28 protein-coding genes are annotated in these 25,463 nt (G+C 65.8%); 12 read left to right on the top strand and 16 right to left on the bottom strand.

What is annotated here, in order from left to right:
* Window positions 1-71 precede the first annotated feature (71 nt).
* Together AB1K63_RS06630 and AB1K63_RS06635 are read left to right on the top strand one after the other, a co-directional pair.
* Window positions 72-1,748: an amidohydrolase family protein gene (locus AB1K63_RS06630; protein WP_366959197.1), complete on the top strand. Its 1,677-nt coding sequence runs from the start codon at window positions 72-74 to the stop codon at window positions 1,746-1,748.
* A 223-nt stretch (window positions 1,749-1,971) separates the two neighbouring features.
* Window positions 1,972-2,199: a hypothetical protein gene (locus tag AB1K63_RS06635; protein WP_366959198.1), complete on the top strand. Its 228-nt coding sequence runs from the start codon at window positions 1,972-1,974 to the stop codon at window positions 2,197-2,199.
* A gap of 262 nt (window positions 2,200-2,461) precedes the next feature.
* Here the strand turns inward: AB1K63_RS06635 and tatC are convergent, their stop codons facing one another.
* The 9 genes from tatC to AB1K63_RS06680 all read right to left on the bottom strand — a co-directional run bounded on the left by tatC (window position 2,462) and on the right by AB1K63_RS06680 (window position 9,670).
* Window positions 2,462-3,250, bottom strand: coding sequence for a twin-arginine translocase subunit TatC (gene tatC / locus AB1K63_RS06640; protein WP_366959199.1), 789 nt, complete (start codon window positions 3,248-3,250; stop codon window positions 2,462-2,464).
* A 5-nt stretch (window positions 3,251-3,255) separates the two neighbouring features.
* On the bottom strand, window positions 3,256-3,630 hold the full coding sequence (gene tatB / locus AB1K63_RS06645; RefSeq protein ID WP_366959200.1) for a Sec-independent protein translocase protein TatB: 375 nt from the start codon (window positions 3,628-3,630) through the stop codon (window positions 3,256-3,258).
* 28 nt (window positions 3,631-3,658) lie between these two features.
* The gene (locus AB1K63_RS06650; RefSeq protein ID WP_366959201.1) at window positions 3,659-3,904 is read right to left on the bottom strand and encodes a twin-arginine translocase TatA/TatE family subunit; all 246 of its coding nucleotides are present in this window, start codon (window positions 3,902-3,904) and stop codon (window positions 3,659-3,661) included.
* Window positions 3,905-3,979: 75 nt separating this feature from the next.
* On the bottom strand, window positions 3,980-4,588 hold the full coding sequence (scpB, locus tag AB1K63_RS06655) for an SMC-Scp complex subunit ScpB (protein ID WP_366959203.1): 609 nt from the start codon (window positions 4,586-4,588) through the stop codon (window positions 3,980-3,982).
* Window positions 4,585-5,334, bottom strand: coding sequence for a ScpA family protein (locus tag AB1K63_RS06660; RefSeq protein ID WP_366960658.1), 750 nt, complete (start codon window positions 5,332-5,334; stop codon window positions 4,585-4,587). Before AB1K63_RS06660 ends, scpB begins: the two co-directional genes overlap by 4 nt.
* A gap of 53 nt (window positions 5,335-5,387) precedes the next feature.
* Window positions 5,388-6,407 carry a beta-N-acetylhexosaminidase gene (nagZ, locus tag AB1K63_RS06665; protein ID WP_366959205.1) on the bottom strand — a complete coding sequence of 340 codons (1,020 nt, stop codon included), beginning with the start codon at window positions 6,405-6,407 and terminating at the stop codon, window positions 5,388-5,390.
* Between the two features lie 72 nt (window positions 6,408-6,479).
* A complete protein-coding gene (locus AB1K63_RS06670) occupies window positions 6,480-7,226 on the bottom strand; it encodes an SPOR domain-containing protein (protein ID WP_366959206.1) in 747 nt (248 codons plus the stop codon).
* Window position 7,227: 1 nt separating this feature from the next.
* Window positions 7,228-8,973: an arginine--tRNA ligase gene (argS, locus tag AB1K63_RS06675; protein WP_366959207.1), complete on the bottom strand. Its 1,746-nt coding sequence runs from the start codon at window positions 8,971-8,973 to the stop codon at window positions 7,228-7,230.
* 46 nt (window positions 8,974-9,019) lie between these two features.
* Window positions 9,020-9,670 (bottom strand): hypothetical protein, encoded by a 651-nt coding sequence (locus AB1K63_RS06680; protein WP_366959208.1) that lies wholly within the window; start codon window positions 9,668-9,670, stop codon window positions 9,020-9,022.
* A gap of 73 nt (window positions 9,671-9,743) precedes the next feature.
* Here AB1K63_RS06680 and ispH point away from each other — a divergent pair, with 73 nt between their 5' ends.
* From ispH to rnhA, 3 genes are read left to right on the top strand one after another with little or no spacing between them, the layout of a single operon-like run.
* Window positions 9,744-10,721 (top strand): 4-hydroxy-3-methylbut-2-enyl diphosphate reductase, encoded by a 978-nt coding sequence (gene ispH / locus AB1K63_RS06685; protein ID WP_366959209.1) that lies wholly within the window; start codon window positions 9,744-9,746, stop codon window positions 10,719-10,721.
* Window positions 10,722-10,731: 10 nt separating this feature from the next.
* Entirely contained in the window at window positions 10,732-11,691 is a 960-nt protein-coding gene (locus AB1K63_RS06690; RefSeq protein ID WP_366959210.1) for a homoserine kinase, read from the top strand.
* A complete protein-coding gene (gene rnhA / locus AB1K63_RS06695) occupies window positions 11,688-12,125 on the top strand; it encodes a ribonuclease HI (RefSeq protein ID WP_366959211.1) in 438 nt (145 codons plus the stop codon). Before AB1K63_RS06690 ends, rnhA begins: the two co-directional genes overlap by 4 nt.
* A 5-nt stretch (window positions 12,126-12,130) precedes the next feature.
* Here the strand turns inward: rnhA and AB1K63_RS06700 are convergent, their stop codons facing one another.
* Genes AB1K63_RS06700 through AB1K63_RS06710 form a run of 3 tightly spaced genes read right to left on the bottom strand, consistent with a single transcriptional unit; the run spans window position 12,131 to window position 14,429 of the window.
* Window positions 12,131-12,313 carry a DUF1508 domain-containing protein gene (locus AB1K63_RS06700; RefSeq protein WP_366959213.1) on the bottom strand — a complete coding sequence of 61 codons (183 nt, stop codon included), beginning with the start codon at window positions 12,311-12,313 and terminating at the stop codon, window positions 12,131-12,133.
* A 53-nt stretch (window positions 12,314-12,366) separates the two neighbouring features.
* Complete coding sequence (locus tag AB1K63_RS06705) at window positions 12,367-13,455, bottom strand: FAD-dependent oxidoreductase (RefSeq protein WP_366959214.1); 1,089 nt, start codon at window positions 13,453-13,455, stop codon at window positions 12,367-12,369.
* Window positions 13,452-14,429 carry an alpha/beta hydrolase gene (locus AB1K63_RS06710; protein WP_366960660.1) on the bottom strand — a complete coding sequence of 326 codons (978 nt, stop codon included), beginning with the start codon at window positions 14,427-14,429 and terminating at the stop codon, window positions 13,452-13,454. The genes AB1K63_RS06705 and AB1K63_RS06710 overlap by 4 nt, the downstream gene beginning before the upstream one ends.
* Window positions 14,430-14,509: 80 nt before the next feature.
* On the opposite strand from AB1K63_RS06710, the gene AB1K63_RS06715 reads away from it, so the two are divergent.
* The 7 genes from AB1K63_RS06715 (at window position 14,510) to AB1K63_RS06745 (ending at window position 21,778) form a co-directional block, all read left to right on the top strand.
* Complete coding sequence (locus AB1K63_RS06715) at window positions 14,510-15,001, top strand: prepilin peptidase (protein ID WP_366959216.1); 492 nt, start codon at window positions 14,510-14,512, stop codon at window positions 14,999-15,001.
* 89 nt (window positions 15,002-15,090) lie between these two features.
* The gene (gene cpaB, locus AB1K63_RS06720; protein WP_366959218.1) at window positions 15,091-16,128 is read left to right on the top strand and encodes a Flp pilus assembly protein CpaB; all 1,038 of its coding nucleotides are present in this window, start codon (window positions 15,091-15,093) and stop codon (window positions 16,126-16,128) included.
* A 61-nt stretch (window positions 16,129-16,189) separates the two neighbouring features.
* The gene (locus AB1K63_RS06725) at window positions 16,190-17,755 is read left to right on the top strand and encodes a type II and III secretion system protein family protein (RefSeq protein WP_366959219.1); all 1,566 of its coding nucleotides are present in this window, start codon (window positions 16,190-16,192) and stop codon (window positions 17,753-17,755) included.
* Between the two features lie 14 nt (window positions 17,756-17,769).
* The gene (locus tag AB1K63_RS06730) at window positions 17,770-18,414 is read left to right on the top strand and encodes a CpaD family pilus assembly protein (protein WP_366959220.1); all 645 of its coding nucleotides are present in this window, start codon (window positions 17,770-17,772) and stop codon (window positions 18,412-18,414) included.
* Window positions 18,415-18,419: 5 nt separating this feature from the next.
* Window positions 18,420-19,706, top strand: coding sequence for a pilus assembly protein CpaE (locus tag AB1K63_RS06735; RefSeq protein ID WP_366959222.1), 1,287 nt, complete (start codon window positions 18,420-18,422; stop codon window positions 19,704-19,706).
* Window positions 19,707-19,777: 71 nt separating this feature from the next.
* The gene (locus AB1K63_RS06740; RefSeq protein WP_366959224.1) at window positions 19,778-20,749 is read left to right on the top strand and encodes a type II secretion system F family protein; all 972 of its coding nucleotides are present in this window, start codon (window positions 19,778-19,780) and stop codon (window positions 20,747-20,749) included.
* 15 nt (window positions 20,750-20,764) lie between these two features.
* Window positions 20,765-21,778 carry a type II secretion system F family protein gene (locus tag AB1K63_RS06745; RefSeq protein ID WP_366959225.1) on the top strand — a complete coding sequence of 338 codons (1,014 nt, stop codon included), beginning with the start codon at window positions 20,765-20,767 and terminating at the stop codon, window positions 21,776-21,778.
* A 41-nt stretch (window positions 21,779-21,819) separates the two neighbouring features.
* Here the strand turns inward: AB1K63_RS06745 and AB1K63_RS06750 are convergent, their stop codons facing one another.
* The 4 genes from AB1K63_RS06750 to AB1K63_RS06765 all read right to left on the bottom strand — a co-directional run bounded on the left by AB1K63_RS06750 (window position 21,820) and on the right by AB1K63_RS06765 (window position 25,387).
* Window positions 21,820-22,272, bottom strand: coding sequence for a MarR family winged helix-turn-helix transcriptional regulator (locus tag AB1K63_RS06750; RefSeq protein ID WP_366959226.1), 453 nt, complete (start codon window positions 22,270-22,272; stop codon window positions 21,820-21,822).
* 39 nt (window positions 22,273-22,311) lie between these two features.
* Window positions 22,312-23,187 (bottom strand): crotonase/enoyl-CoA hydratase family protein, encoded by an 876-nt coding sequence (locus AB1K63_RS06755; protein ID WP_366959227.1) that lies wholly within the window; start codon window positions 23,185-23,187, stop codon window positions 22,312-22,314.
* Window positions 23,188-23,370: 183 nt separating this feature from the next.
* Window positions 23,371-24,156 (bottom strand): SDR family NAD(P)-dependent oxidoreductase, encoded by a 786-nt coding sequence (locus AB1K63_RS06760; RefSeq protein ID WP_366959228.1) that lies wholly within the window; start codon window positions 24,154-24,156, stop codon window positions 23,371-23,373.
* A 58-nt stretch (window positions 24,157-24,214) separates the two neighbouring features.
* On the bottom strand, window positions 24,215-25,387 hold the full coding sequence (locus AB1K63_RS06765) for an acetyl-CoA C-acetyltransferase (RefSeq protein ID WP_366959229.1): 1,173 nt from the start codon (window positions 25,385-25,387) through the stop codon (window positions 24,215-24,217).
* Window positions 25,388-25,463: the final 76 nt, after the last annotated feature.

A 25,463-nucleotide genomic window follows, 5' to 3' on the forward strand; every position in this document is an offset into this window, starting at 1 on the left:
CGCCGGTCCGGCACCATAAGAATGTCAGCCGACCATACCGACCGGTATTTCCCTTCTTCGAGGCAGACGCAATGAAACGCACACTGGCCATCCTTTCCGCGGTTGCGGCCACCGCCCTGTCCGTTCCGGCGCTCGCCGACACGCTCGTGCGCAACATTCAGGGCATCACGATCGACGAGGACGGCGAAGTGCAACGCTTCGTAGCCCTGCTGATCGACGGTGACGGCCGCGTGAGGGAAACGATCGCCAGCACGCGCGACGTACCAAAGGACGCGGAAGTCGTCATCGACGGCAAGGGCCGCACGCTCCTTCCGGGCATGATCGACAGCCATGTCCATGTAATGGGGATCGGCCTCGGGGCGCTGACGCTCGACCTGTCCCAGACCAATTCGCTTGCCGAAGCGCAGCAGGCGATCGCCGCCTACGCCGCGCAATATCCGGACCGGGCATGGATCATCGGCCGTGGCTGGAACCAGGAACGGTGGGGTCTGGGACGTTTCCCGACGGCGGAGGAACTGGACGCGGCAGTCGCCGACAGACCGGTCTATCTCGAGCGCGTGGACGGCCACGCCAGCTGGGCGAACACGGAGGCGATGCGCCGCGCCGGGATCACGGCGGAAACGCAGTCGCCCTCCGGCGGACGGATAGAGACACTGCCCGGCACGCGCGCGCCGTCGGGCATCTTCGTGGATGCCGCAGCCGCGCTGGTGCAGGAATACGTCCCCGCCCCCCTCGCCTCGGATCGCGACGTGGCGCTCGCACGGGCGCAGGAAATCCTGCTGGCGCAGGGCGTGACCGCAGTCGCGGACATGGGATCGACGATCGAGGACTGGCAGAGCTTCCGCAGGGCGGGCGATGCCGGCTGGCTGCGGATGCGGATCATGTCCTACGCCGCCGGGACCGACAACATGGCCCTGATCGGGGGTCCCGGCCCTTCGCAGTGGCTCTATGGGGACCGCCTGCGTCTTAACGGAGTGAAGCTCTATCTCGACGGCGCGCTGGGGTCGCGCGGAGCATGGCTCAAGCAGCCCTACGCGGACGATCCCGGAAATCGCGGCCTTCCGCTGGAAACCCCGACGGATCTGCGGAACCTCATGAGCCGCGCGGCCTTCGACAATTTCCAGCTCGCCATCCACGCTATCGGCGATGCCGCCAATGCGGAGGTCCTGACCGCGATCGAGGAAATGGCACCCACCTACGAAGGGGACAGGCGCTGGCGCATCGAACATGCGCAGATCGTCGATGTCGCGGACATTCGGCGATTCGGGGAGCATGGGATCATCGCCTCGATGCAGCCGGTGCATCAGACCTCCGACCGCGAAATGGCGGAAGCACGGCTCGATCCGCCGCGTCTCGAAGGCGCCTATGCCTGGCAGTCGATCCGCGATGCGGGGACCAGGCTCGCCTTCGGATCGGACGCGCCTGTCGAATCGGCCGATCCCTTCGCGGGTTTTGCTGCCGCCATTTCCCGGACCGACAGCAATGGCCAGCCCTTCGGCGGATGGTACCCGGACGAACGTGTCGCCCGCTCGACCGCCCTGGCGGCCTTTACCTCCAACGGCGCCTATGCCGGATTCGCGGAAGGGCGCTTCGGGCGCCTGTTGCCGGGTGAGTGGGCCGACTTCATCATCGTCGACCGAGATCCGATGCTTGCAGGCGTCTCGGAGCTTCGGGACACCCGCGTCCTGCAGACCTGGGTTGCCGGCATCCGCGTTTTCCGCGCGGAAAACGGCCAGACGGGCCGCTGAACGTGGCTTTTGTGCCACGCCTTTTGCCGATGATTTTCCTTGGGAACATTCACGGATTTGAAACGCTTGACCCGTAGCGCCATCTTTGAAAAGACGGTCGTGAAAGCGTAGACGCGCAAAGCGATGACGTTCTTCAGCACTTTGTACGTTGGTGGTTGCAAAGAGTTTCGTGCCCCCCTAGGGGGAATTTGAGTTGAACTACGATCTCCAAGGAGACCGATAAATGAAAGTTACTTCTGTTCTCGCCGCTACGGCTGCCGTGTCGCTCGCCGCGACTCCGGTCGTTGCCCAGAGCGTCCAGGCCGATCGTGCCTCCGCTCCGGTTTCCGACGAAAGCGAGCTCGGTGGCGGTTCCGGCATCATCATCGGCCTCGTTGCTGCTGCGGCGGTGATCGCCGGCATCATCATCGCTGCCGACAACGAAGATGACGATGCGCCCGCCAGCCCGTAAGCTGCGAGCAAATTGATAGAGAAAGCGGGGCCTTCTGGCCCCGTTTTTTTTGCGCCTGTTCCGGCGCGGTACAGATGTGGCGATTGCAAAGATCGCGCCTCGTCTCCTCCAGGCCAAGCTCGGTTCGAGCTTCTCTGAAGGGGGCGCATACTCCTGAGTGCGATGAGCCGACCTTCGATCCGAAAGAACGCGAGGTAGAGGATGATCGCCAACGCCGCGAACGCGAGCGCTCCGACATGCGAATTCGCGAATCACTTCCTGGCTAGGTGGCGGCAGGTTCCTCGCCCTCTTCCCGGACCTTACGCTTCTCGCTGAAGAACATGATGAGCAGCGAGCCTTCGAAGAGCAGCAGCAGCGGCACGGCCAGCAATAGCTGGGATCCCGGATCGGGCGGGGTCAGGATTGCCGCCGCGGCGAACACGCCGACGACCACGTAGCGGCGGGCCCCGGACAATTGCTTACGGGACACAATTCCTGCGCGGTTCAGCAGTAGCAACAGGATCGGCAGCAGGAAGCTGATCCCGAATGCCAGGATGAACTGCATGACGAGGTCGAGATAATCCCCAGCTGCGGGAAGTGCTTCCATCTGCACCCCGCCCGCTTCACCCTGGAAGCCGAGGAACCAGACGAAGGCTAGCGGCATCACCACGTAATAGGCCAGCGCCGCGCCGGCCGTGAACAGGATCGGGGTCGCGAGGAGGAAGGGCAGGAACGCCTTCTTCTCCCTGGCATAGAGGCCGGGCGCGACGAATGCCCAAAGCTGGTTGGCGATGATCGGGAAGCTGATGCAGAACGCTGCGAACAGGGCCACCTTCAGTTCGACGAAGAAGGCCTCGTACAGCTTGGTGTAGATCAGCCTGCCCTCGCCCGGCGGAAACGCTGCGTGCAGCGGTCGCACGAGGAAACCGTAGATGTCGTTGGCGAAATAGAGGCACACGCCGAAGGCGAGTATCAGCGCGATGACGCAGCGGACCAGCCGCCCGCGCAGTTCCACCAGGTGATCGAGCAGCGGAGCCTGCGTTTCGTCGATATCGCGAAGTCCCAGCGCCATTGCCCTCAATCCGCCTTGGGCTTGTCGAGCGGGAGCGCCGGCTGATCGGCCGCATTGTCGTCCGCGTCGGACTGGCTCGTCTCGGCCTTATCGGCCTTGGGCGCCGCGCGCGATTCGGCTGTCGGAAGCGCGCCCATCTCGCCTTCCGGCGTTTCGGCCATAATTTTGGCGTTCTTCTCTTTCCACTTGCGCTCCATTTCCTCCATCTCGGCCTCGCGCACCATGGCGTCGAAACCGGCCCGGAAATGGGCGGACGTGCGGCGGATCTTGCCGACCCAGCGGCCTGCCGTGCGCAGCGCGCCGGGCATGTCCTTGGGTCCGATCACGATAATCGCGACCACGATTATGAGCAGGAGCTCGGTAGCGCCGACGTCGAACATGGGCTGTCAGAGCCCCTTTTCGAAAAGATCAGGACTGACGATCGGCGGGGTTCGTCTCGTTCACCGTTTCGCCCGCGGGCTTGGCCGCATGGGACGGACCCTCGATCCGGGCAGCAGGCTGGCTATCCGGCTCGTCGTCTTCGGCGAGCCCCTTCTTGAAGCTTTTCACGCCCTTGCCGAGATCGCCGAGCATGCCGGAGATCTTGCCCCCGCCGAACAGGACGAGGACCAGAAGGGCCACGATAAGGATTTGCCAGACGCCGATACCACCCATGGGGAACTCTCAATTCTCGTGTTAAGCGACCGATATAGAGTGTTGCGCGGGCCAGTGCCACCCGCCTTTGCGATTCTAGTCCTCGCTGTCCGCTTCCGTACCGACACTATCGCTGTCTGCGGCCATCATGGCGTCGAACGCATTGTCCACCGGGTCCAGCAACCCGGTCGCCCGCAATTCCTCGATCCCAGGAAGATCCTTGCGACTCGAGAGGCCGAAATGCTGCAGGAACTCGGGCGTGATGGCATAGATCACGGGGCGGCCGGGCACTTCGCGCCGTCCGGCGATCCGGACCCAGCCCGCTTCCATCAGCACGTCCAGCGTACCCTTCGCTGTCTGCACCCCGCGGATCGATTCGATCTCCGCGCGGCTTACCGGCTCGTGATAGGCGATGATCGCCAGCACTTCCGTCGCCGCGCGGCTGAGGCTGCGCACCTGTTCGCGTTCCCGGCGCAGCAGGTGGGCCAGATCGGGCGCGGTCTGGAAATGCCATTTGCCGCCCCGCTCCACCAGGTGGATACCGCGGTCTTCATAATGCGAAACGAGGTCCTGCAGGATGGCGCGGATCGCCGATGCCGGGCTGTCGCCCAGATGGCTGGCGATGACGTCCGCGCTCAGCGGCTCCTCGGATGCGAACAGGGTGGCTTCGACCGCGCGCGCAAGGTCGTCTCGTTCCTCGCTCATGCGGTCACCCGTCGAAGGCGCATCGGGCCGAATGTCTCGTCCTGCGCGATTTCGGCCCGGCCCCGCCGCGCCAGTTCCAGCGCGGCCACGAAGCTCGATGCGAGGGCCGACTTGCGCAAGCGCGGCTCCGCATGGGGCGGCAGGAACTGTTCGAGCCTGATCCAGTCGAGCGTCACGCCGAGCATCGCGGACACCCGGTCGAGCGCGCTTTCCAGCGTCATCACGGGCCGCTCGCGCACAAGGTGCACGGCAGGCGCTGTGCGCGCCTTGACCTGGCCATACCCCTGCATCAGCGCATAGAGGTCGCAGGTCCACTTCGTCGTCCGGTCGGTCCGCAGCCCTTCGGGACTTCCGCGCAGGAACACGTCGCGCCCTATCCGGTCCCGCGCCATCAGCCGTGCCGCGGATTCCCGCATCGCACCGAGCCTCTGCAGCCGCAGTTGCAGCCGCAGCGCCAGTTCCTCGGGACTGGGATCCTCCTGCTCCTCGCGGGGAAGGAGCAATGCGGATTTCAGGTAGGCGAGCCAGGCCGCCATCACGAGGTAGTCCGCGGCCAGCTCCAGCTTCAGCGCTTCGGCCTCCTCGATATAGACCAGGTACTGGTCGACCAGTTCGAGGATGGAAATCTGGCGCAGATCGACCTTCTGGCGCCGCGCGAGGTCAAGGAGGAGGTCGAGCGGCCCCGCCCAGCCTTCCAGTTCGAGGTAGAGCTTGGCGTCCGTGCGCGCGCCCTCGTCCCGCTCGATCCAGGCGTCGTCCTCGCCGCCCGTCGAACCGGCGAAGAAGAGCCCGTCCTGCGTCACGCGGCCCGTTCCACCAGCGCGAGCAGGCTGTCGCGCTTCGCGAGCAAATCCTGCCGATCGCCGCCGGGATCGCCGGCGCCTGCGCCTTCCATGGCGCGGTCCCAGCGACGGCGCGTGGCGTCGGACATGGTCGGGTTGCGTTCGACGATCCCGGTCATGTCCTCCATCTTGCCCCAGCAATTGAGCGCGATGTCGCATCCGGCCGCCAGTGCCCGCTCGGACCGTTCCGGAATCGTCCCCTCGAGAGCCTGCATGTCGATATCGTCGGTCAGCAGCAGACCGTCGAAACCGATGCGCTTGCGGATGATCTCCTCGATGATCCAGGGCGACTGGGTGGCGGGGTTTTCGGCGTCCCACGCAGTGAAGCGGATGTGGGCGCTCATTCCTATCGGCGCGTCGGAAAGGGCACGGAACGGGGCGATGTCGGTCTCGAGTTCCTCGTCCGACGCATCGACCACCGGCATTTCCTTGTGGCTATCCGCGGTCGCGCGGCCATGGCCCGGCATGTGCTTGAGGCAACCCACGACGCCGGCGCCGGCCATCCCGTCCAGAACCGCGCGTCCCAGCGCGGCGACCTGCACCGGATCGTCTCCCAGCGACCGGTCGCCGATGACGTCGTCGGTTTCCGGGCGGCGCACGTCCAGCGGCGCGTGGAAATCGACCGTGATGCCGTGCGCCGCCAGTTCCAGGCCCATCGCGCGGGCATTCACCCGCGCTGCCTCGATCGCGCTGATAGGTGCCAGCTGGTACAGGCGGGCAAAGGCCTCGCCCGCGGGGTAACGATCCCATTCGGGCGGCTTCATCCGGACGACCCGCCCGCCTTCCTGGTCGATGGAAATGAAGGTCCTGTCCCGGCCATGGATCGCGCGCAGATCGTCGGTCAGGCGGCGCAGCTGCTCGCTGCCCTGGCAATTGCGCGCGAACAGGATATAGCCTGCGGGATCCGCATCGCGGAAGAAGGCGCGCTCGTCGTCGGACAGTTCCGGTCCGAGAATGCCGAATATGGCGGGTGTCATGGAACCGAAAATCGCAGCAGGGCGATGGTCAGGCAAGTCACCTGCGATCGCCCATGTGGACAATCGCGCGCGTCAGCCCTTCACCTGGCATTCGATCCCTTCGGACTTCAGCGCCGTACACAGGCGGTTCGCATCCGAATTGTCGCCCGCGACCGCCTGCAACCGGAACACGGTAGCACCGTCGACCGTCGCTTCCTCGACGCGATAGCGCCTGCCGCTCAACGTGTCGGATCGCCGGACGAGGGCTTCCCACGCCTCCACCGCTCGTTCCCGCCGGGAATAGGCGCCCAGCTGCACGCCGATGCCGCCCGAACCGGATGCCTCGCCCTCGGCGGCTTCGGGCCGCTGGCTCCCTTCGGCATCGATGGAGGGACGCGCGGAATTGCCTTCGGCCAGCCGGCCTTCGGTCGTCTTGCCTTCGCCGACGCCCGGAGCGACCTGTCCGCTGCCTTCGAATTCCTTGCCGCCCGCATCCTCGGGACGCGACTTCACCGGACCCTCGGGCGCCTCGATCGTGCTGCCGTCGGCCACCAGGTCAGGATCGGGTCCGCGGTTGGACAGCCACCAGACGGCGCCCAGGATCGCGGCCAGCGCGATGAGGCCGATCAGGACGAAGGCGATGACGCGCGCCGTGTCCGGACCGCTTTCCTCGTCATATTCGGAGGATTCGAGCCAGGGGAGGCTTTCGTCTTCGGTGTCGAATTCGAGTTCGGTCTCGCCGTCGGCATCGCCGTTCGCGTCGTCCCCGTCCCGAAGCGTTTCGTAGGACGTGAGGTATTCCTCGTCCCGATCGTCGCGCTCGTCCATTGCCCCTGTCACCCTACATCTCCTCGACGGCCTCGACCCCGAGTATGGCGAGACCATTGCGGATTACTTGCCCGATCTGCGCAGCCAGGAAAAGTCTGGCTTCGGTCAGCTCTTTGTCCTGTGCCACGATGACGCGTTTTTGCTCGTCCTCGTTGCCCAGGTGCCAGTAGGCGTGGAAGGCCGCCGCGAGATCGTAGAGGTAGAACGCGATGCGATGCGGTTCGCGGGCCCTGGCCGCGGACTCCACCACGCGCGGGAACTGCGCGGCCTGCGAAACCAGCGCGAGTTCGTCCCTGCCGAGCCGGTCGAGATGGTCGCCCGACGGCGCCATCGCTTCCGCGCCGGCCTTGCGCATGGTCGAACGGATGCGCGCGTGCGCGTATTGCACGTAGAAGACGGGGTTGTCCTTCGACGCCTCGACCACCTTGGCGAAGTCGAAATCCATCTGCGCTTCGGGCTTGCGGGTGAGCATCGTGAAGCGGACCACGTCCTTGCCCACTTCCTCCACCACTTCGGCCATGGTCACGAAATTGCCGGACCGCTTCGACATCTTGACCGGCTCGCCATCGCGAAGGAGCTGCACCATCTGGACCAGTTTCACGTCGAACGGAATGTCCCGCCCCGCCCCGCTCGTCAGCGCGGAGACGGCGGCGCGGATGCGCTTGACCGTCCCGGCATGGTCGGCACCCCAGATGTCGATCAGCGCATCCGCCTCTTCCGCCTTCTGGAAATGATAGGCGAGGTCCGCACCGAAATAGGTCCACTTGCCGTCGGACTTTTTTATCGGGCGATCCTGGTCGTCCCCGAACTTCGTAGACCGGAACAGCGGCAGTTCGACCGGCTCCCAGTCCTCCGGGGTCTTGCCCTTCGGCGCCTCCAGCATCCCGTCATAAACGAGGTCGTGGGCGCGCAGCCATTGCTCCGCCTTTTCCGGCTTCCCCGCCGTTTGGAGTGCCGCTTCGGATGCGAAGACATCGTGCGAGATGCCCAGCAGCGCGAGATCGTCCCGGATCAGATCCATCATGCGTTCGACCGCGAACGCCCGGAATATCTCCAGCCACTCGCTCTCGTCCGCGTCCCTGAACCGGTCGCCGAATTCCGACGCCGCGGCCTCGCCCACGGGTTTCAGGTATTCGCCGGGATAAAGTCCTTCGGGAATGGCGCCGATATCCTCGCCCAGCGCCTCACGATACCGCAGATGGGTCGAGCGGGCGAGCACGTCGACCTGGCCGCCCGCGTCGTTGACGTAATATTCGCGGATCACCTCGTGCCCGGCGAACTCCAGCAGGCTCGACAGCGCATCGCCGACGACCGCACCGCGGCAATGGCCCATGTGCATCGGGCCAGTCGGGTTGGCCGACACGTACTCGACATTGACGCGCGTCCCGCCGCCCATGGCGGAACGGCCGTACGTCTCGCCAAGGGACGCGATGGTCGCGAGTTCCGCCCGCCAGGCGTCGTCCACGAGCCGCAGGTTGATGAAGCCGGGACCGGCGATTTCCGCGCCTGCGATATCGACGTCGCGCGAGAGATGCTCGACGACCTTTTCGGCCAGTGCGCGCGGATTGGTCCGGGCTTGCTTCGCCAGGACCATCGCGGCGTTGGTCGCGAGATCGCCATGCGATGCCTCGCGTGGCGGCTCGACCGTCACGCCCGAACGCGATGCGTCGGGCGGCAGGGCGCCCTCGGCTTCGAGGGCATCGAGAACGGCATCGATCTTGGCCGCGAAACGCGCGTGAATCGTCTGTGTGTCTGACATGGCGGAGCGCCTAGACCAACGCTCCCGATTGTGGAAGCGCGTCGCCCTAGCGGGTGACGTTGTAGGCGAGCTGGTCCTCGCTCAGCTGGAACCCGATCAGCATCTCGAACGTCGCCTGCCGCACCGCTGCCCGAACATCGGGATCGGCGAGCGGATCGAGCGCTGCATCCGCATCCCCGGGACGCCGCCGACGGGTGATCCGCTCGCGGATTTCCTCCGGCAGGGTCGCGGCCGAACGGTCGACCCAGCTCGATGCCCGGCCCTGTCCGACGGCCCGGTCCTGCCCGTCGGCGAAGGTCACCGTGACCTGACCGACGCGCTTGGACTGCACCGCGGTCCCGCCCTGCAGGACTGTCACGAAATACGGGATCTGGACCGTGCGCGCACCGGCGGTGGTGTTGCGGCGCGCCAGCACGTCGAAGGTCGCCTCGGTATAGACCCGCTCGCCCGTCTCGCTGCAGGAATTGCGCAGGTTCGTCATGGTCGCCGTCACGTCGAGACTGGCGAGCGACGTGTCGCCGGGCCGGGAGAAGGTCGTGACGTCGCCCGTATACTGGGGAATGCCGACGGCGGGGCAGGAGGTGCGCACCGCGGCGACACCCACGCCCTGATCGACGACGAGCTCGCCTTCGCGCGAGCAGCCGGCAAGCGCCAGCACGGCGACGGAAACAGGCAAAATCGTGCGCATCGATGGCATAGAAACGGTATCCTTCGTCAGTCTTGTGGCGCAGCCCTAGCGAGACGCGCGCGCAAGCGCTAGATGGTGGGGCATGAACGCCCCCTTTCGCCAAGACGCCGCCAGCAATGACGGCAAGCCGCTGCTGACCCTCCTGATCGCCGCCCCGCGCGGCTTCTGCGCCGGCGTGGACCGCGCTATCGAGATCGTGGAAAAGGCGCTCGATCGGTACGGTGCGCCGGTCTATGTCCGGCACGAGATCGTCCACAACAAGTACGTGGTCGACGAATTGCGCGAAAAAGGCGCCATCTTCGTCGAGGAGCTGGACGAGGTGCCCGACGATGCGCCGGTCGTCTTCAGCGCGCATGGCGTGCCCAAGTCGGTCCCGGCGGAAGCCGAACGGCGCAAGCTGCTCTATGTCGATGCCACCTGCCCGCTGGTCAGCAAGGTTCACAGGCAGGCCGAACGGCAGCTGGAAAAGGGCCGCCACATCATCTTCATCGGCCATTCGGGCCATCCCGAAGTGATCGGCACGATGGGCCAGGTGCCAGACGGGACGATGACGCTGGTGGAACGGGTCGAGGACGTCGCCACGCTGGAATTCGATGACGATGCGGAGCTGTCCTACCTGACGCAGACGACCCTTTCCGTCGACGACACGGCCGAGATCGTCGCGGCGCTCGAGGAAAAATACCCGACCATCGCCGGACCCAAGGCGGAGGACATCTGCTACGCGACGTCGAACCGGCAGGCGGCGGTCAAGCAGGTGGCGCCCGGCAGTGATCTCGTGCTCGTGATCGGCGCGGAGAACTCTTCCAATTCGGTCCGCCTGGTCGAGGTCGCACGGCGCTGCGGCACCGACGCACGGCTTATCCAGCGCGCGAGCCAGATCGATCCCGCCTGGATCGAGGGCGTCGGCACGATCGGCCTGACCGCGGGGGCATCCGCGCCGGAAAAGCTGGTGCGCGAAGTCGTCGACAAGCTGGCGGAATGGCGCACAATCGAGGAACATACGATCCTCACCACCGAAGAAAAGATGGTCTTCAAGCTGCCCCGGCAACTGATGGACTGACGGCCCGCACGTGGCTGTCTACACCCACCTGTCGTCCGAAGACCTCGCGGAGCTCGTTTCCGCCTACAATGTCGGCGAACTGGTATCGGCCAAGGGCATCGCAGAAGGGGTCTCGAATTCCAACTGGATCGTCGAGACCAGCGAAGGCCGCTTCATCCTCACGATGTACGAGCGGCGGATCGACATCGGGAACCTGCCCTATTTCCTGGGCCTGCTCGACCACCTGTCGGCGAAGGGCTGCCCGGTACCGCGCACTATTCATGACAAATCGGGTGCCCTCTCGCGAGAGATCGACGGCAAGGCCGTCGCCCTCATCGAATTCCTTCCCGGCGTATCGCCCGATACCCCCTCGCCAGAACAGGCGCGCGCCGTTGGAACCCAACTGGCACGGCTGCACGAGGCAAGCCGCGACTTCGGTGGGCGACGGGCAAACCAGCTCGACATCGCGGCGACCGCCCGGACGCTGGTCCAGTGCGGAGAGGCTGGGCTCGCCCGGATAGACCCGTCCCTTCCCCGCATCATCGAGATCGCACGCGAGGTCGAAAGCGACTGGCCCGACGGGCTTCCGCGATCGACTTGCCACACCGACCTGTTCCCGGACAACGTCCTGATGCGCGGCGATCGCGTCACCGGGCTGATCGACTTCTATTTCGCTTGCGAAGAGGCGATGGCCTACGACTTGGCGGTGACCCACGCCGCCTGGAGTTTCGACCGCACGGGCACGCAATTTGACCCCCGGATCGGCGCCGCCATCGTCGAGGGGTACGAATCGGTCCGCCCTCTCGAAGCCGAGGAACGCCAACACCTGCCGCTCCTGGCGCAGGGGGCGGCGTTGCGGTTCGTGGCATCGCGGGCCGAGGACTGGCTGGAAACCGCGGACGACGCGCTGGTCCGGCGCAAGGATCCGATGGATTTCGCGCGGCGTCTTGAATTCTATCGCCGAAACGGCGCAGAAGCGTTCGCACGATGAAACGCGTGGAAATCTTCACCGACGGTGCCTGCAAGGGCAATCCGGGTCCGGGCGGCTGGGGCGCGCTCCTGCGGCTCGGCAAGCACGAGAAGGAACTGTCCGGCGGCGATCCGGACACGACCAACAATCGCATGGAACTGACCGCCGCGATCATGGGGCTGAATGCCCTTACCGAACCGTGCCAGGTCGATCTCCATTCGGACAGTAAGTACGTCCTCGACGGGATCACCAAGTGGGTCGAGGGCTGGAAGAAGCGCGGCTGGATCAATGCGAGCAAGAAGCCGGTCCGCAATGCCGACCTGTGGCATGAACTGATCGAAGCGGCCGAACGCCACCAGGTATCCTGGCACTGGGTCAAGGGTCACTCGGGCCACCCCGAGAACGAGCGCGTCGACCGGTTGGCAAGCGACGAGGCCGAACGCGCCGCTCTCTGACCGGGCTATTCGGCGGACTTGTCCACCACATCCGCATTCGGCCCGTTCTTGAGGACCGATTCGATCGCGTTCTTCGCGCCGGCCCTGGAACTGTAACCCTCCGTCCAGAAGATCGCTTCGCTGTTGTGCATGAAGTACGAGACGAACTCGCCCTTCTTGTTCTTCCGGATTTCGAAACGGTGCGCCATGGCCTGCTCCTGAGAAAGCGCGACCCGGTTAATCGTTTTACGCCCCTCGCGGATCAGCGCAAGCGATCGGGCGCGTTTGTCCGGCGGTCTATCCCGGCGGCGAGCGGCGACGGCGCGCGATCGAGCAGGTGGTCCGCCATCACGCTGGCGGCTGCCGGAGCGGTTTGTATGCCGTACCCGCCCTGGCCCGCGAACCATGCGAATGCCGCATTGTCCGGATCGCGCCCATATACGGGCAGGCGATCGGGCGCGAAGCTGCGAAGGCCGGCCCATTTGTGTTCCACGGCGCGGACCTTCCAGTCGACCACGCTTTCCAACCGGTCGATCGCGGTGGCGACGTCGATTTCCTCGGGCACGACATCGTGCGGCGTATCGGGCGTCTCGTCGTGCGGGCTGAGCCAGAGCTTGCCGCTCTCCGGCTTGAAGTAGAACCGCCCGGAAATATCGAGGCAGAGGGGAAGGTCGTCCGGCGGGCCGGGATCGGTGCGGAGTTGCGCGACCGTTCGGCGCAGCGGTCGGATACCGAGCGGCGCGACACCGGCAAGCTTGGCCAGATCGTCGGCCCATGCGCCGGCTGCGTTTACCAGCACCGCCGCCTCGTATGTCCCACCATCCGCCGTCGTCAGTTTCCATGATGCGCCGGGCGTGGCTTCTGTCAGTTCGGCACGGCAGACCAGTCGGGCCCCGCCGGAACGCATCTGAGACAGGTAATGCGCGTGGAGCCCTCCCACGTCGATGTCGGAACAGCCGGGCTGGTAGATGCCCCGGTCCCAGTCCGCGCGCAGGCCAGGGACGAGCCGGTCTAGCGCTTCGCGGCCGATCATCTCGAACTCGGCTCCCAGACCTTCGAACTGCCGCACGAAATCGTCGATTAGCGCCTGGTCTTCCGCGCGGGCGAGATAGACGGCGCCCCGGTGTTTCAGGAACCCGTTCGTGCGCAGCCAGGGACCGGATGCGCGGGTGAGCGGCAGTATGCCCGGCCCACCGTAACATTGCTCCCAGAACGCCGCGGAGCGACCCGTGGCGTGATATCCGGGTCGCTCCTCCATTTCGAGGACCAGCACGCTCGCCTCCGGCGCCAGTTCGGCCGCGAGGCTTGCCCCGGCCATGCCGGCACCGACAATCGCGAAATCGTAGATCATTCCGGCGGTGCGGTGCGATCCAGGAAGGCATCGATTGCCTCGATAGCACTGTCTCGGACGGGATCGGCTTCGCGCAGGATCTCGTGATGGGCTTCGTCACCGAACTCCAGCAGCTCGGCATCTGGTATGCGATGCGCCGCGACCCGTATGGCCGCCATGTCGACGAGCTTGTCGTTGCTCGTGCCAAACAGGAATACGGGCGTCCGGATGCCTTCCAGAACGCCGGGGCGGAAGAGGCTGCGCATGGATGCGAAGGCCCGTTCCACCCAGCCCCAGCTTCCCGGCCCCATGACGAGTTCCGGCCGCTCCGTGCGCCACCAGATCTCGTCTTCGTAGCGGTCGCGATCGTGGGTCAGGAGGTTCGCCCTGGCGGCCGGCATCTCGCCCGGCTTCTCGCTCCATTTCCAGGCCGGCCGGCGCGGATCGCCGATCCGCGTCATGAGGCGCGCCGCGCCGTGCAGGGCGAATGCCGGAATGGCGGACCCGTAAAAGGCGAGCATCGGCGCCGACAGCACCAGCGCATCGGGATCGACCCTGCCTTCGGCGAGCGCGCGCAGAACAAGATGACCGCCCATGGAATGCCCCATCAGCACGTACGGGCCGGGATTTCCGGCCTTCCACTCGTTCCAGAACGCGGCGAGGTCGTCGATCCAGTTTGCGAAGTCCTGCACGTGCCCGGTGGTCGGATCGGTTCCGAGCCGGCCGGAAGCACCCTGCCCCCGCCAGTCCGCGGCCGTGACCCGCCAGCCCTGCCGGTGCCAGTGGTCCAGCGCTTCGAGATACTTTTCGTAATGGTCGCCGCGTCCCGGCAGGAAGAGGACCGACCCGCGCGGGTTTTCCGCCGCACCGGGCCAGTCGATCCGACGGATCGCCTGCCCGTCCGGCAGCGTCCATCGCGCCTCGGTCGCTGCGTTCGGAATGGCGCGCCGGTCGAAGGCTTTCGGTTCGCGATCGGCTTGCGATGCTTGGCTAATACCGGCCTCCTGCGCGTGGTTACTATTTGGTAAGCCCTGTTCGCTAGCACGGCACCCAAGGGACTTTTCTGGGGGCTTCAATGCTGGGCGAATACATCCACTACGGATTGCTGATTGCGTTGGCAATTGCGCTGCTGGTCGCGGCGTTTACCGACATTCGCTCGCGCAAGATCGCCAACTGGCTGACCGGCGGCATCGCGCTCGCCGCACCGCTTTTCTGGATCACCAGCGGGCTGTCGCTCTGGCCGGACGTCGCAATGCAATTCGGCGTCGCGCTTGCCGCCTTCGCGGTACTGGCCGGGCTGTTCGCCATGGGCTGGATGGGCGGCGGCGACGTCAAGCTGCTGACCGCGCTGGCGCTGTGGGTCTCGCCGACCCTGTTCGTGCAGCTGCTGATCGTCATGGCGCTCCTGGGCGGCATCCTCACCATCGTCTTCGGATCCTGGCACATCGCCAGGCGGCAGAAGGACAAGATCGCCATTCCCTACGGGGTCGCGATCTCCGCCGCCGGGCTCTGGATCCTCAACGCGCATTACCTGCCCGACGCGGCCCAGGCCATCGGAGCGGGGTGAACCCGATTTTAACCATTCGCGCCGTAACAGGTGCAATCGCAAATGACCCCGGGGTTTTGGTGGGGTCGAAAAAGGGGGCTTGAAAAGCCATGGACCGGAAGAAGCTGATTCTGCTGATCGGCGCATTGATCATTGCCGTCGGTACCGCGCTGGCAGCGCGCAGCCTGTTCGCTGGAGCAGCAGCTCCCGAAGTCGAGGCGGCTCCGCCCGAACCGCAGGGACCGCGCGTCCTCGTGGCTCAGCGTGGCCTGCCGGTGGGCACCATCATCACAGCCGATGCGATCGGCTTCCAGATGTGGCCCGAGGAACTGGTGCAGGACGCCTACTTCCTCGACGGCGAGTCCGACATCTCCAAGCTCCTGGGCACGGTCGTTCGCAATCCGATCACGGCTGGCGAACCGGTGACGCAGGGCTCGCTCGTCGCGCCGGGCGACCGTGGCTTCCTCGCCGCGGCTCTCGGGCCGGGCATGCGGGCGATCACCGTTCCCGTGTCCGCCAAGACCGGCGTTGCCGGCTTCGTCTTCCCGGGTGACCGCGTCGACCTGATGCTGACCCAGTCGGTCCGCGAACGGAACGAGGAACTCAAGGCCACCGAGACGATCCTGCGCAATGTCCGCGTGCTGGCGACAGACCAGTCGACCACGCAGGAAATCGTCGATGGCAAGACCATCGTCCGCGCCTTCCGCACCGTGACCCTCGAAGTCACGCCGAAGATCGCGGAGAAGGTGTCCGTCGCCCAGACGATCGGCACGCTCAGCCTCTCGCTGCGCTCCATCGCCGACAATCAGGGCGAACTCGAAAAGGCCATCGCATCGGGCGACATCGAAGTGCCCGACAACGCGACGCCCGAAGAGGAAGAAGCCATCATCCGCGCGGCCATGTCGCGTCCGATCGACAAGGGCACGTCCTTCGTGACCGGCGGCGATGTCTCGCGTTTCCAGCGCAGCGGCCTCCCGCCCAAGCAGGCGGAACAGCCCAGCGCGCCGCAATATCCGAGCTACCAGCGTACCGTCACCCAGCCCGCGCAGAGCACGGCCGCCAATGCGGCGCCCGCCAAGCCTGCCGGTCCCGTGGTCCGTGTGACGCGTGGCAAGCAGACCACCGAAGTTCCGGTCGAGGGGCGCTGAGATGAGCATTCGTACCAATTTCACAGCGCCTGACGCCGCACGAAACACGAGGGGCACAACGATGAAACGTCGCCTGACTGCCAGCCTGCTTACGGCCGGCCTCGCACTGGCCCCGCTCTCCGGGGTCGCCACCGGCACCGCGAGTGCCCAGACCGTCCTCAGCCCGTCGCAGGAAATCGTCCTGTCGATCGGCCGCGGCGAGCTGGTCAACGTTCCGGGCAACATGGCGGACGTCTTCATTGCCAACGACGCGATCGCGGATGTCCAGGTCAAGTCGCAGCGCCAGCTCTACCTGTTCGGCAAGGCCGGCGGCGAGACCACGGTGTATGCCAGCAACGCCGCCGGCGACATCGTCTGGTCCGCCAATGTCCGCGTCGGATCGAATATCGGCAGCGTCGACCAGATGCTCGCCCTGGCGATGCCCGAAGCGAAGATCTCGGTCGCCACGATGGGCACGAACACCGTGCTCCTCACCGGAACGGTCGCCGCACCCGAAGATGCCGCCGAGGCCGAGCGCCTCGTCCAAGCCTTCGTCGGTGACGATGCCAACGTGATCAGCCGCCTCAAGATGGCGACGCCGCTGCAGGTCAACCTGCAGGTGCGCTTCGCAGAGGTCAGCCGCTCGCTGGTGCGCACAATCGGCGCGAACCTGCTCAGCGCCGACACGACCGGCGGCTTCCAGTTCGGCGTCACCACCGGTCGCGGCTTCGCGCCGCAATATTCGCCCGGCGGCGCAGTCGGCACCGGCGTGACCGAAGGATCGGATGGCACGACCGTCATCACCGGTACCGGATCGGGCTCCACCTTTGCCGGTCTCGGCCGCTTCCTTGGTCTCGACCTGGCGGGCGCGCTCGACCTGGCGGAGCAGGACGGTCTCGTGACCACCCTGTCGCAGCCCAACCTGACCGCGCTTTCGGGCGAGACCGCCAACTTCCTGGCGGGCGGCGAATTTCCGATCCCGATCAGCCAGGGTCTCGGCACCACGGCGGTCGAATATCGCAAGTTCGGCGTCAGCCTCGCCTACACGCCCACGGTCCTCGCCAATGGCCGCATTTCGCTGCGGGTCCGCCCGGAAGTTTCCGAGCTGTCCTCGCAGGGTGCCGTCTCGATCGAGGGCTTCCAGATCCCCGCCCTGACGGTCCGCCGCGCGGAAACGACGATCGAGCTCGGCTCCGGCCAGAGCTTCATGATCGCCGGCCTGATGAGCAACAGCGCGCAGAACACGATCGACAAGACGCCGGGCGCCGGCGACCTGCCGATCATCGGCAACCTGTTCCGCTCGACCAGCTTCCGCAAGGGCGAAACGGAACTGGTGATCGTGGTCACGCCGTACCTGGTGAAGCCGGTCAACGCGAACGACATCGCGCTGCCTACGGACGCCTATCGCAGCCCCAACGAACTGGCCCGCACTTTCGGGTTCCAGGACAATGCGGGCGTAACCGGCGGAAGCCGCCCGGTCCCGACTGTGCGTGATGCCGGCGACAACCAGCCGGATATCTCGCGCATCGAGAGCGACGACGTGCTGCCGGGCAATCGCCAGCCGCAACGCGCCAACAACGACAACGCCGCCGCCCCGAACGGGCGCCGGGCCGAGGCCGACGCGCGCCCCGGCTTCAGCATCAAGTGAGGAAGGTGACCACAATGTCCTTTGCACCGAAACGCGCACTGTCCGGAGCGGTCGCCGTCTCTCTCGGCTTGGCCCTCGCCTCGTGCGGCGGCATGCCCGACAACGCGTCGCTCTACAGCGTCCACCAGCCGGTGGTCGAACGGACGAACTTCACGCTCGACGTGCAGTCCGGACCGGGCGGCCTGACCGTTCCCGAACAGCAACGGCTCGACGCCTGGTTCGAGGCGATGGGCCTCGGCTACGGAGACCGCGTCTCGATCGATGATCCGGCAAACAGCGGCGCGACCCGCGATGCCGTCATGCGCCTCGCGGAACGCCGCGGCGTGATGGTGGCACAGGGCGCACCCGCCACGGTCGGCTATGTCGAGCCGGGACAGACGCGGATCGTTATTACGCGGTCCAGCGCCTACGTGCCCGGCTGCCCCGACTGGTCGGCCAAGTCGGACATGAACTACAACAACGCGACCTCGTCCAACTACGGATGCGCGACCAACACCAATCTCGCGGCCATGGTCGCGAACCCGCAGGACCTGATCGAAGGGCAGAGCGGAACCGGCACCACGGTCGTCAGCACTTCGAACAAGGCCATCGATACCTATCGCGAAACCGCGCCCACCGGCGCCGGCGGCCTGCAGGCCGAGAGCGCAACGGGAGACTGAGGACCATGAACGCACCCTGGAAACCCTCGGGATCGGGCAATCGCGATCCCTTCGCCGCCTTCATCTGCGACGAGGCCGCGCTTGACGTGCTGCGTCCGGTGGTCATCGAGATGGGCTGGGCGCCGGAGAAGTGCAACAAGGGCGGCCTTCGCAACGCCGTCCAGTCGCTCTCCGTCTCGGCCAGCCCGAACATCCTGATGGTCGACCTGTCGGAAAGCGGCGATCCGCTGAACGACATCAACGCGCTCGCCGAGGTGTGCGAGCCGGGCACGGTCGTGATCGCCATCGGGCAGGTCAACGACGTGCGCCTCTATCGCGACCTGATCGCGAGCGGCATCCACGACTACCTGCTGAAGCCGCTTTCCGGCGGACAGTTGCGCGATGCGCTGACGAATGCCCAGGCGGTGTTCGCCGCGCCGCGGTCTAACGATCCGGAAGCGATCAAGCGCCACGTCACCACGGCAGTGGTGGGCACGCGCGGCGGCGTCGGTGCATCCATGCTGGCAACGTCGCTGGCGTGGCTGTTCAGCGACGATCACAAGCTGCCGACCGCCCTCCTCGACCTCGACGTCCATTTCGGGACCGGTGCGCTCGCGCTCGACCTCGAACCGGGTCGCGGCCTGACGGATGCGATCGACAATCCGAGCCGCATCGACGGCCTGTTCATCGAACGCGCCATGATCCGGGCGAACGACAATTTGTCGATCCTGTCCGCAGAAGCGCCGATCAATTCGCCGCTGATGACGGACGGTGCCGCCTTCGTGCAGTTGGAGGAGGAATTCCGCCAGGCGTTCGAAATGACGGTCATCGACTTGCCGCGCAACATGCTGATCAACTTCCCGCACCTCCTGACCGAAGTGAACGTGGTCATCGTGGCGGTGGAAATGACGCTGGCATCGGCCCGCGACACGATCCGCATCCTGTCCTGGCTGAAGACCAACGCGCCGCATGCGGTTCCGATCGTCGTGGCCAACAAGGTCCAGGGCAATGTCGCGGAAATCAGCAAGGCCGATTTCGAAGCCTCGATCGAGCGCAAGATCGACTTCAGCGTGCCTTACGACATGAAGGCGGCCGCCAATGCCGCGAAGCTCGGCCAGACCTTCGTCGACGCCAACGGCGCCAGCAAGGCGACCGGCGTGATCAAGCAGCTGGCCAAGCGGATCTTCGGTGCTTCCGAAGAGGAAGCGAGCGAGGAAACGCCGGATAAGAAATCGCTCCTCGGCGGCTTCGACCTGAAATCGCTGCTCGCCAAGAAGGGCGAAGGCGCCCGGGCGACCGCACCGGTGGAATGACGCACGGGCACGGCCGCGAGGCCGTGCCGCGTCCGGACTGAATTCGAGTTGGGAAAGATCGGGACAGACACATGAACATTCTGCAGCTCTTGCTGATAGCAGGCGGGATCATGGCCCTGATCGTGGTCGGCTACCTGCTGGTGGCCGGTCCTTCCGCGGCCAAGGAAAGCCAGCGCCGCCTGCAGGCCGTGCGGTTCCGCCATTCGGAAAGCACGGACACCAAGGTCGAATCCCAGCTCAAGAAGGCGATCGCCGCGCGCAAGCCCAAGGCTTACAAGGTCGCAGGGTCGGGTTCGCGGGTGCAGGCCCTCGAAGGGCGGCTGGAACGGACCGGCAAGGGCTGGTCCGTCACCCAGTACCTCTATACCACGCTCGGCCTCGTCATCGGGATCGCGCTCCTGATCTACCTGCGCACGGGGGCTGCCCTCCTCGCGCTCGGCGTCGGCGTGATCGTCGGCGCGGGCCTGCCGCACATGGTCGTGGGCTATTTCATGAAGCGGCGGACCGCGCAGTTCAACGCCAAGTTCCCGGATGCCATCGAGCTGCTGGTGCGCGGCCTGCGCTCCGGCCTGCCGGTGACCGAAACGCTCGGCGTCGTGGCGCAGGAAGTGCCCGGGCCGGTCGGCTTCGAGTTCAAGGGCATCGTGGAGCGCATCAAGATCGGCAAGACCATGGAGGAATCCCTCCAGGACGCCGCCGATAAGATCGGCATCCCGGAATTCAACTTCTTCTGCATCACGCTGGCCATCCAGCGCGAAACCGGGGGCAACCTGGCTGAAACGCTGTCCAACCTTGCCGACGTGCTGCGCAAGCGCAGCCAGATGAAGCTCAAGATCAAGGCGATGAGCTCGGAATCCAAGGCATCGGCCTACATCGTGGGTGCCCTGCCCTTCATCGTGTTCATCATGATCTACATGATCAATCCGACCTATATCGACGATTTCTGGCAGGACGAGCGCCTCATCGTGACCGGCATGGGCGGGATGGTCTGGATGAGCCTGGGCGCCTTCATCATGGCCAAGATGGTCAGCTTCGAGATCTGACGGGGAACCAGAGACATGCTCAATCAGACTTCTGGCCCCACTCTTCTGGGATACGACGTCGTCCTCGTCGGGACGATCCTTGCCGGCGTTGCCGCGCTGGCGGTGGTCATGGCGATCTACGCCGCCATCACGATCAAGGACCCCATGGCCAAGCGCGTCAAGGCGCTGGCGGAGCGGCGCGACGAACTGAAAGCCGGCATCGTCAAGTCGACCGCCAAGAAACGGCAGAGCCTGGTCCGCAAGACCGAAGGCACGGAGAAGATCAAGGACCGCCTGCAGGGCATGAAGGTCCTCCAGCAGAGCCAGCTGGAAGTCATCCAGCAGAAGCTCGCATGGGCCGGTTACCGCAACAAGGAACTGGCGGTCTACATCATCGGCCTGCGCATGATCCTGCCGGTCGTTCTGGGTATCGTGGCCTTCCTGCTGTTCTACGTCATGGGCGTCATGGAACTCAGCCCGTTCATGCGCGTGCTGGCGCTGGGAGCGTTCGTCTTCGCCGGTTACAAGGGACCCGAAATCTTCCTATCTAACAAGGCGGGCAAACGGACCAATGCGATCCGCAAGGGCCTTCCCGACGCGCTCGACCTGCTGGTCATCTGCGCGGAGGCCGGCCTTACCGTCGACGCGGCCTTCAACCGCGTTGCGAAGGAACTGGGGCGGGCCTATCCCGAGCTGGGCGAGGAATTCACCCTCACCGCGATCGAGCTGTCCTTCCTGTCGGAGCGCCGCAAGGCCTTCAACAACCTCGCCTATCGCGTGAACCTGGAATCGGTGAAGGGCGTGGTCACGACCATGGTCCAGACCGAACGCTACGGTACGCCGCTCGCCTCCGCGCTGCGCGTGCTGTCGGCCGAATTCCGCAACGAGCGCATGATGCGGGCCGAGGAAAAGGCCGCTCGTCTGCCCGCGATCATGACCATTCCGCTGATCATGTTCATCCTGCCGGTGCTGTTCATCGTCATTCTCGGCCCCGCGGCCTGTTCGATCAACGACGCGTTCTCGACCGGTCCCGCCGCGCAGCCCAGCTGACGCTACAGACGGGTTCGCTTACGGCCCCGAAGTCCTGCTCCTCAGGCTTCGGGGCCGACCTGCGTCGCGCGCTGGCGGATGTGGTCCAGCAGGTGTCGCAAGGTCTTCTCCTCGCCCGGCGCCATTTCCGCCAGCAGCGCTTCCTCGATTCCGCGCGCCATCGGCACGATCCGCGCGTGCATGTCCTGACCCGCCTCGCTCAGCTCCAGATGGTGCGAACGTCCGTCCCGCTCGTGCGGAAGGCGACGCGCCAGGCCCCGCTCTTCCAGCACCTTGCAGGCGCGGTTGACCGCCACCTTGTCCATCAGCGTGCGCTGCGCGATCTCGCGCTGGGTCAGGGGCCCCGCATCGCCGAGCATCGCCATGGATCGCCATTCGGTGACCTTCAGGCCGAACTCGCGGAAATAGAGCTCCGCGATCCGGTTGCTGACCGCGTTGGACGCGATCGACAGCTGGTAGGGCAGGAAGTTGGCGAGGTCGAAATCGGTAGACATGCGACGATTCAGTAGGGGACCGGGTGCGCTTGGCAAGTTTCAGCGATAGTCCGGTTCCTCCCACCAGGGGTAGAAGTCCGGCATGTCGGCGCTGACCGTGTCGGGATAATCGGGCGGCCGCTTCTCCAGGAAGCTGCGCACGCCTTCCTTCGAATCCGCGCTTTTCCCGAGCCGGTAGATCGACCGGCTGTCGATCCGGTGCGCCATCATCGGATGCTCCGTGGGCGAGAGCCGCCACAGCATCGCGCGGGTCATAGCGACCGACACGGCCGACGTGTTGTCCGCAATCTCGCGCGCCAGCGCGACCGCTGCGTCCATCAGTTCGTCCTGCGGATGGACCGACCGCACGAGGCCCGCATCGAGCGCTTCTTTCGCACCGAATATGCGCCCCGTCATGCACCATTCCAGCGCGGTCTGCATGCCCACCAGCCGCGGCAGGAACCAGCTGGAGCACGCCTCCGGCGTTATCCCGCGCCGCGCGAACACGAAGCCGAAGCGCGCATTCTCGCTCGCCAGCCGCATGTCGAACGGCAGCTGCATGGTCGCGCCCACGCCCACCGCGACCCCGTTGCACGCCCCGATGAGCGGCTTCTTCGAGTTGAACAGCCGCAACACCAGACGGCCGCCCCCGTCGCGCACGATCTCGTCCGAGAGGTCGTCCACCTCCTTGTGCCGGGCGAACACGTTGCCGTCCTCCCCCTCCGGCGTCAGGTCGGCCCCGGCGCAGAAGGCCCGGTCCCCGTGGCCCGTCACGATCACCGCGCGTACCGTGTCGTCCGCATCGGTGATGTCGAGCGCATCGATGAATTCCTGCATCATCACCCGGGTGAAGGCGTTCATCTTTTCCGGCCGGTGCAGGGTCACGGTGGCGATATTGTCCGCGATGTCGACCCTGATCTGGGTGAAGTCGGTCATGCTGGCATTTCCTTGCGGATTTCGGTCCCGATCCGGAGCCATGGACCGCCTGGACCACTGTCCAGGGGCAAAAAAGTCGCCCCGCCCGCGAGCTCTGCAGAAGGGCTCGGGACGGGGCGATCCGGTGTTCTCATCGGGGGCATGCTAGCCACCCGGTCGCGTGTAGGACAGAGCCGTTTTCGCTCAGCGCGGCGCCATCCTGATCGCGCCGTCGAGGCGCACGTCCTCGCCGTTGAAATAGCCGCATTCGATCATCGTCATGGCGAGGCGGGCATATTCCTCCGGGTTGCCGAGCCGCTTGGGGAACGGGACGCTGGCGGCCAGCGCATCCTTCACCTGCGGGGGCGCAGCATTCATCAGCGGCGTGTTGAAGATGCCGGGCAGGATGGTGTTCACGCGGATGCCCTCGTTCATCAGGTCGCGCGCGATCGGCAGCGTCATGCCGATGACCCCGCCCTTGGACGCCGAATAGGCCGCCTGGCCGATCTGGCCGTCCTCGCCCGCCACGCTGGCGGTGTTGACGATCGCGCCGCGATCCCCGTCGTCCGACAACGGGTCCAGCGTCATCATGCCCGCCGCCGACTTGGCGATGCAGCGGAACGTGCCGACGAGGTTGACCTGGATCACGAAATCGAAGGCCGACAGCGGGAAATGGCTGATCTCGCCCGACTGCTTGTCGCGCTTGGCGGTCTTGATCGCGTTGCCGATGCCGGCGCAGTTGACCAGGATGCGCTCTTGCCCGTGAGCTTCGCGCGCCCTGGCGAAACCGGCATCCACATCCTCGTCGCTGGTGACATTCACCTTGCAGAAGATGCCGCCGATATCCTTCGCGACCGCCTCGCCCTTCTCCGCGTTCATGTCGAAAATGGCGACTTTCGCGCCGTTTGCCGCGATGGCGCGCGCGGTCGCTTCGCCGAGGCCCGATGCGCCGCCGGTGACGACGGCGGGAGTGTTGCTGCTGACTTCCATGGAAATTGTCCTCTCGTTTTCGTGAGTGTCACTACCCGGCCGATGCCGGGCGTCGGTCCTAAAGCGCCTCGACGATGGTGACGTTGGCGACCCCGCCGCCTTCGCACATCGTCTGCAGGCCGTATTTCTTGCCGCGGGCGCGCAGCGCGTTGACCAGCGTCGCCATCAGCTTGGTACCGCTGGCCCCCAGCGGGTGGCCCAGCGCGATCGCCCCGCCATTGACGTTCAGGCGATCCGGATCGGCGCCGGTGTGCTTCAGCCACGCGAGCGGCACCGGCGCGAAGGCCTCGTTCACCTCGTAAAGGTCGATGTCCGCGATGGTAAGCCCGGCCCGCTCCAGCGCGCGGTCGGTGGCGAACAGCGGCTCTTCCAGCATGATGACCGGATCACCCGCAGTCACGGTCAGGTTGTGGATCCGCGCCATGGGCGTCAGGCCCTGCGCCTTCAGCGTATCCTCGTTCACGATCAGCACCGCGCTGGCCCCGTCGCAGATCTGGCTGGCGGTGGCGGCCGTGATCCGGCCGTCCTCCGACAGTTTCTTGACCGAGGCGATACTTTCGAGGCTCGCATCGAAGCGTATGCCCTCGTCCACCGTGTGCATCGCCTCGCCTTCCGGCGTCTCGATGCGAATGGGCACGATCTCGTTCTCGAACGCGCCGGCCTCGGTGGCGCGCGCGGCCTTCCGGTGGCTTTCCAGCGCGAACCGGTCGAGCGCGTCCTTGTCGAAGCCGTGCTTCTGCGCGATCATCTCGGCGCCCATGAACTGGCTCCACTGGATGCCGGGATATTTCTCTTCGAGACCCGGCGACTTGTAGTTGCCCATCCCCTCTTTCATGTGGAGCATCGCGGTCGAACCCATCGGCACGCGGGTCATGCTTTCGACACCGCTGGCGATCACCGCGTCCTGCGTCCCGCTCATCACCGCCTGCGCGGCGAACTGGATGGCCTGCTGGCTGGAGCCGCACTGCCGGTCGATAGTCACGGCAGGGGTCTTCTCGCCCAGCGTCTTCGTGGCGAGCACGGCGTTGCGCCCCACCTGCATCGCCTGTTCACCGCCCTGGCTGACGCAGCCCATGATCACGTCGTCGATCGTCGCCGGATCGACGCCGCTGCGCTCCACCAGCGCATCCAGCGTGCGCGCCGCCAGGTCCACCGGATGCACCCCCGCAAGCCGCCCCCCGCGCTTGCCCCCGGCAGTCCGTACGGCATCGACGATATAGGCTGTGGTCACGCGATCTCTCCCGATGGTTTCACTTTGCAACCCGGTTAGCACGCGAAGGAAGCGGGTCAAGAATGGGTGGGGGACA

It is taken from the genome of Qipengyuania sp. JC766 (genome assembly GCF_040717445.1).
GTDB lineage: Bacteria > Pseudomonadota > Alphaproteobacteria > Sphingomonadales > Sphingomonadaceae > JC766.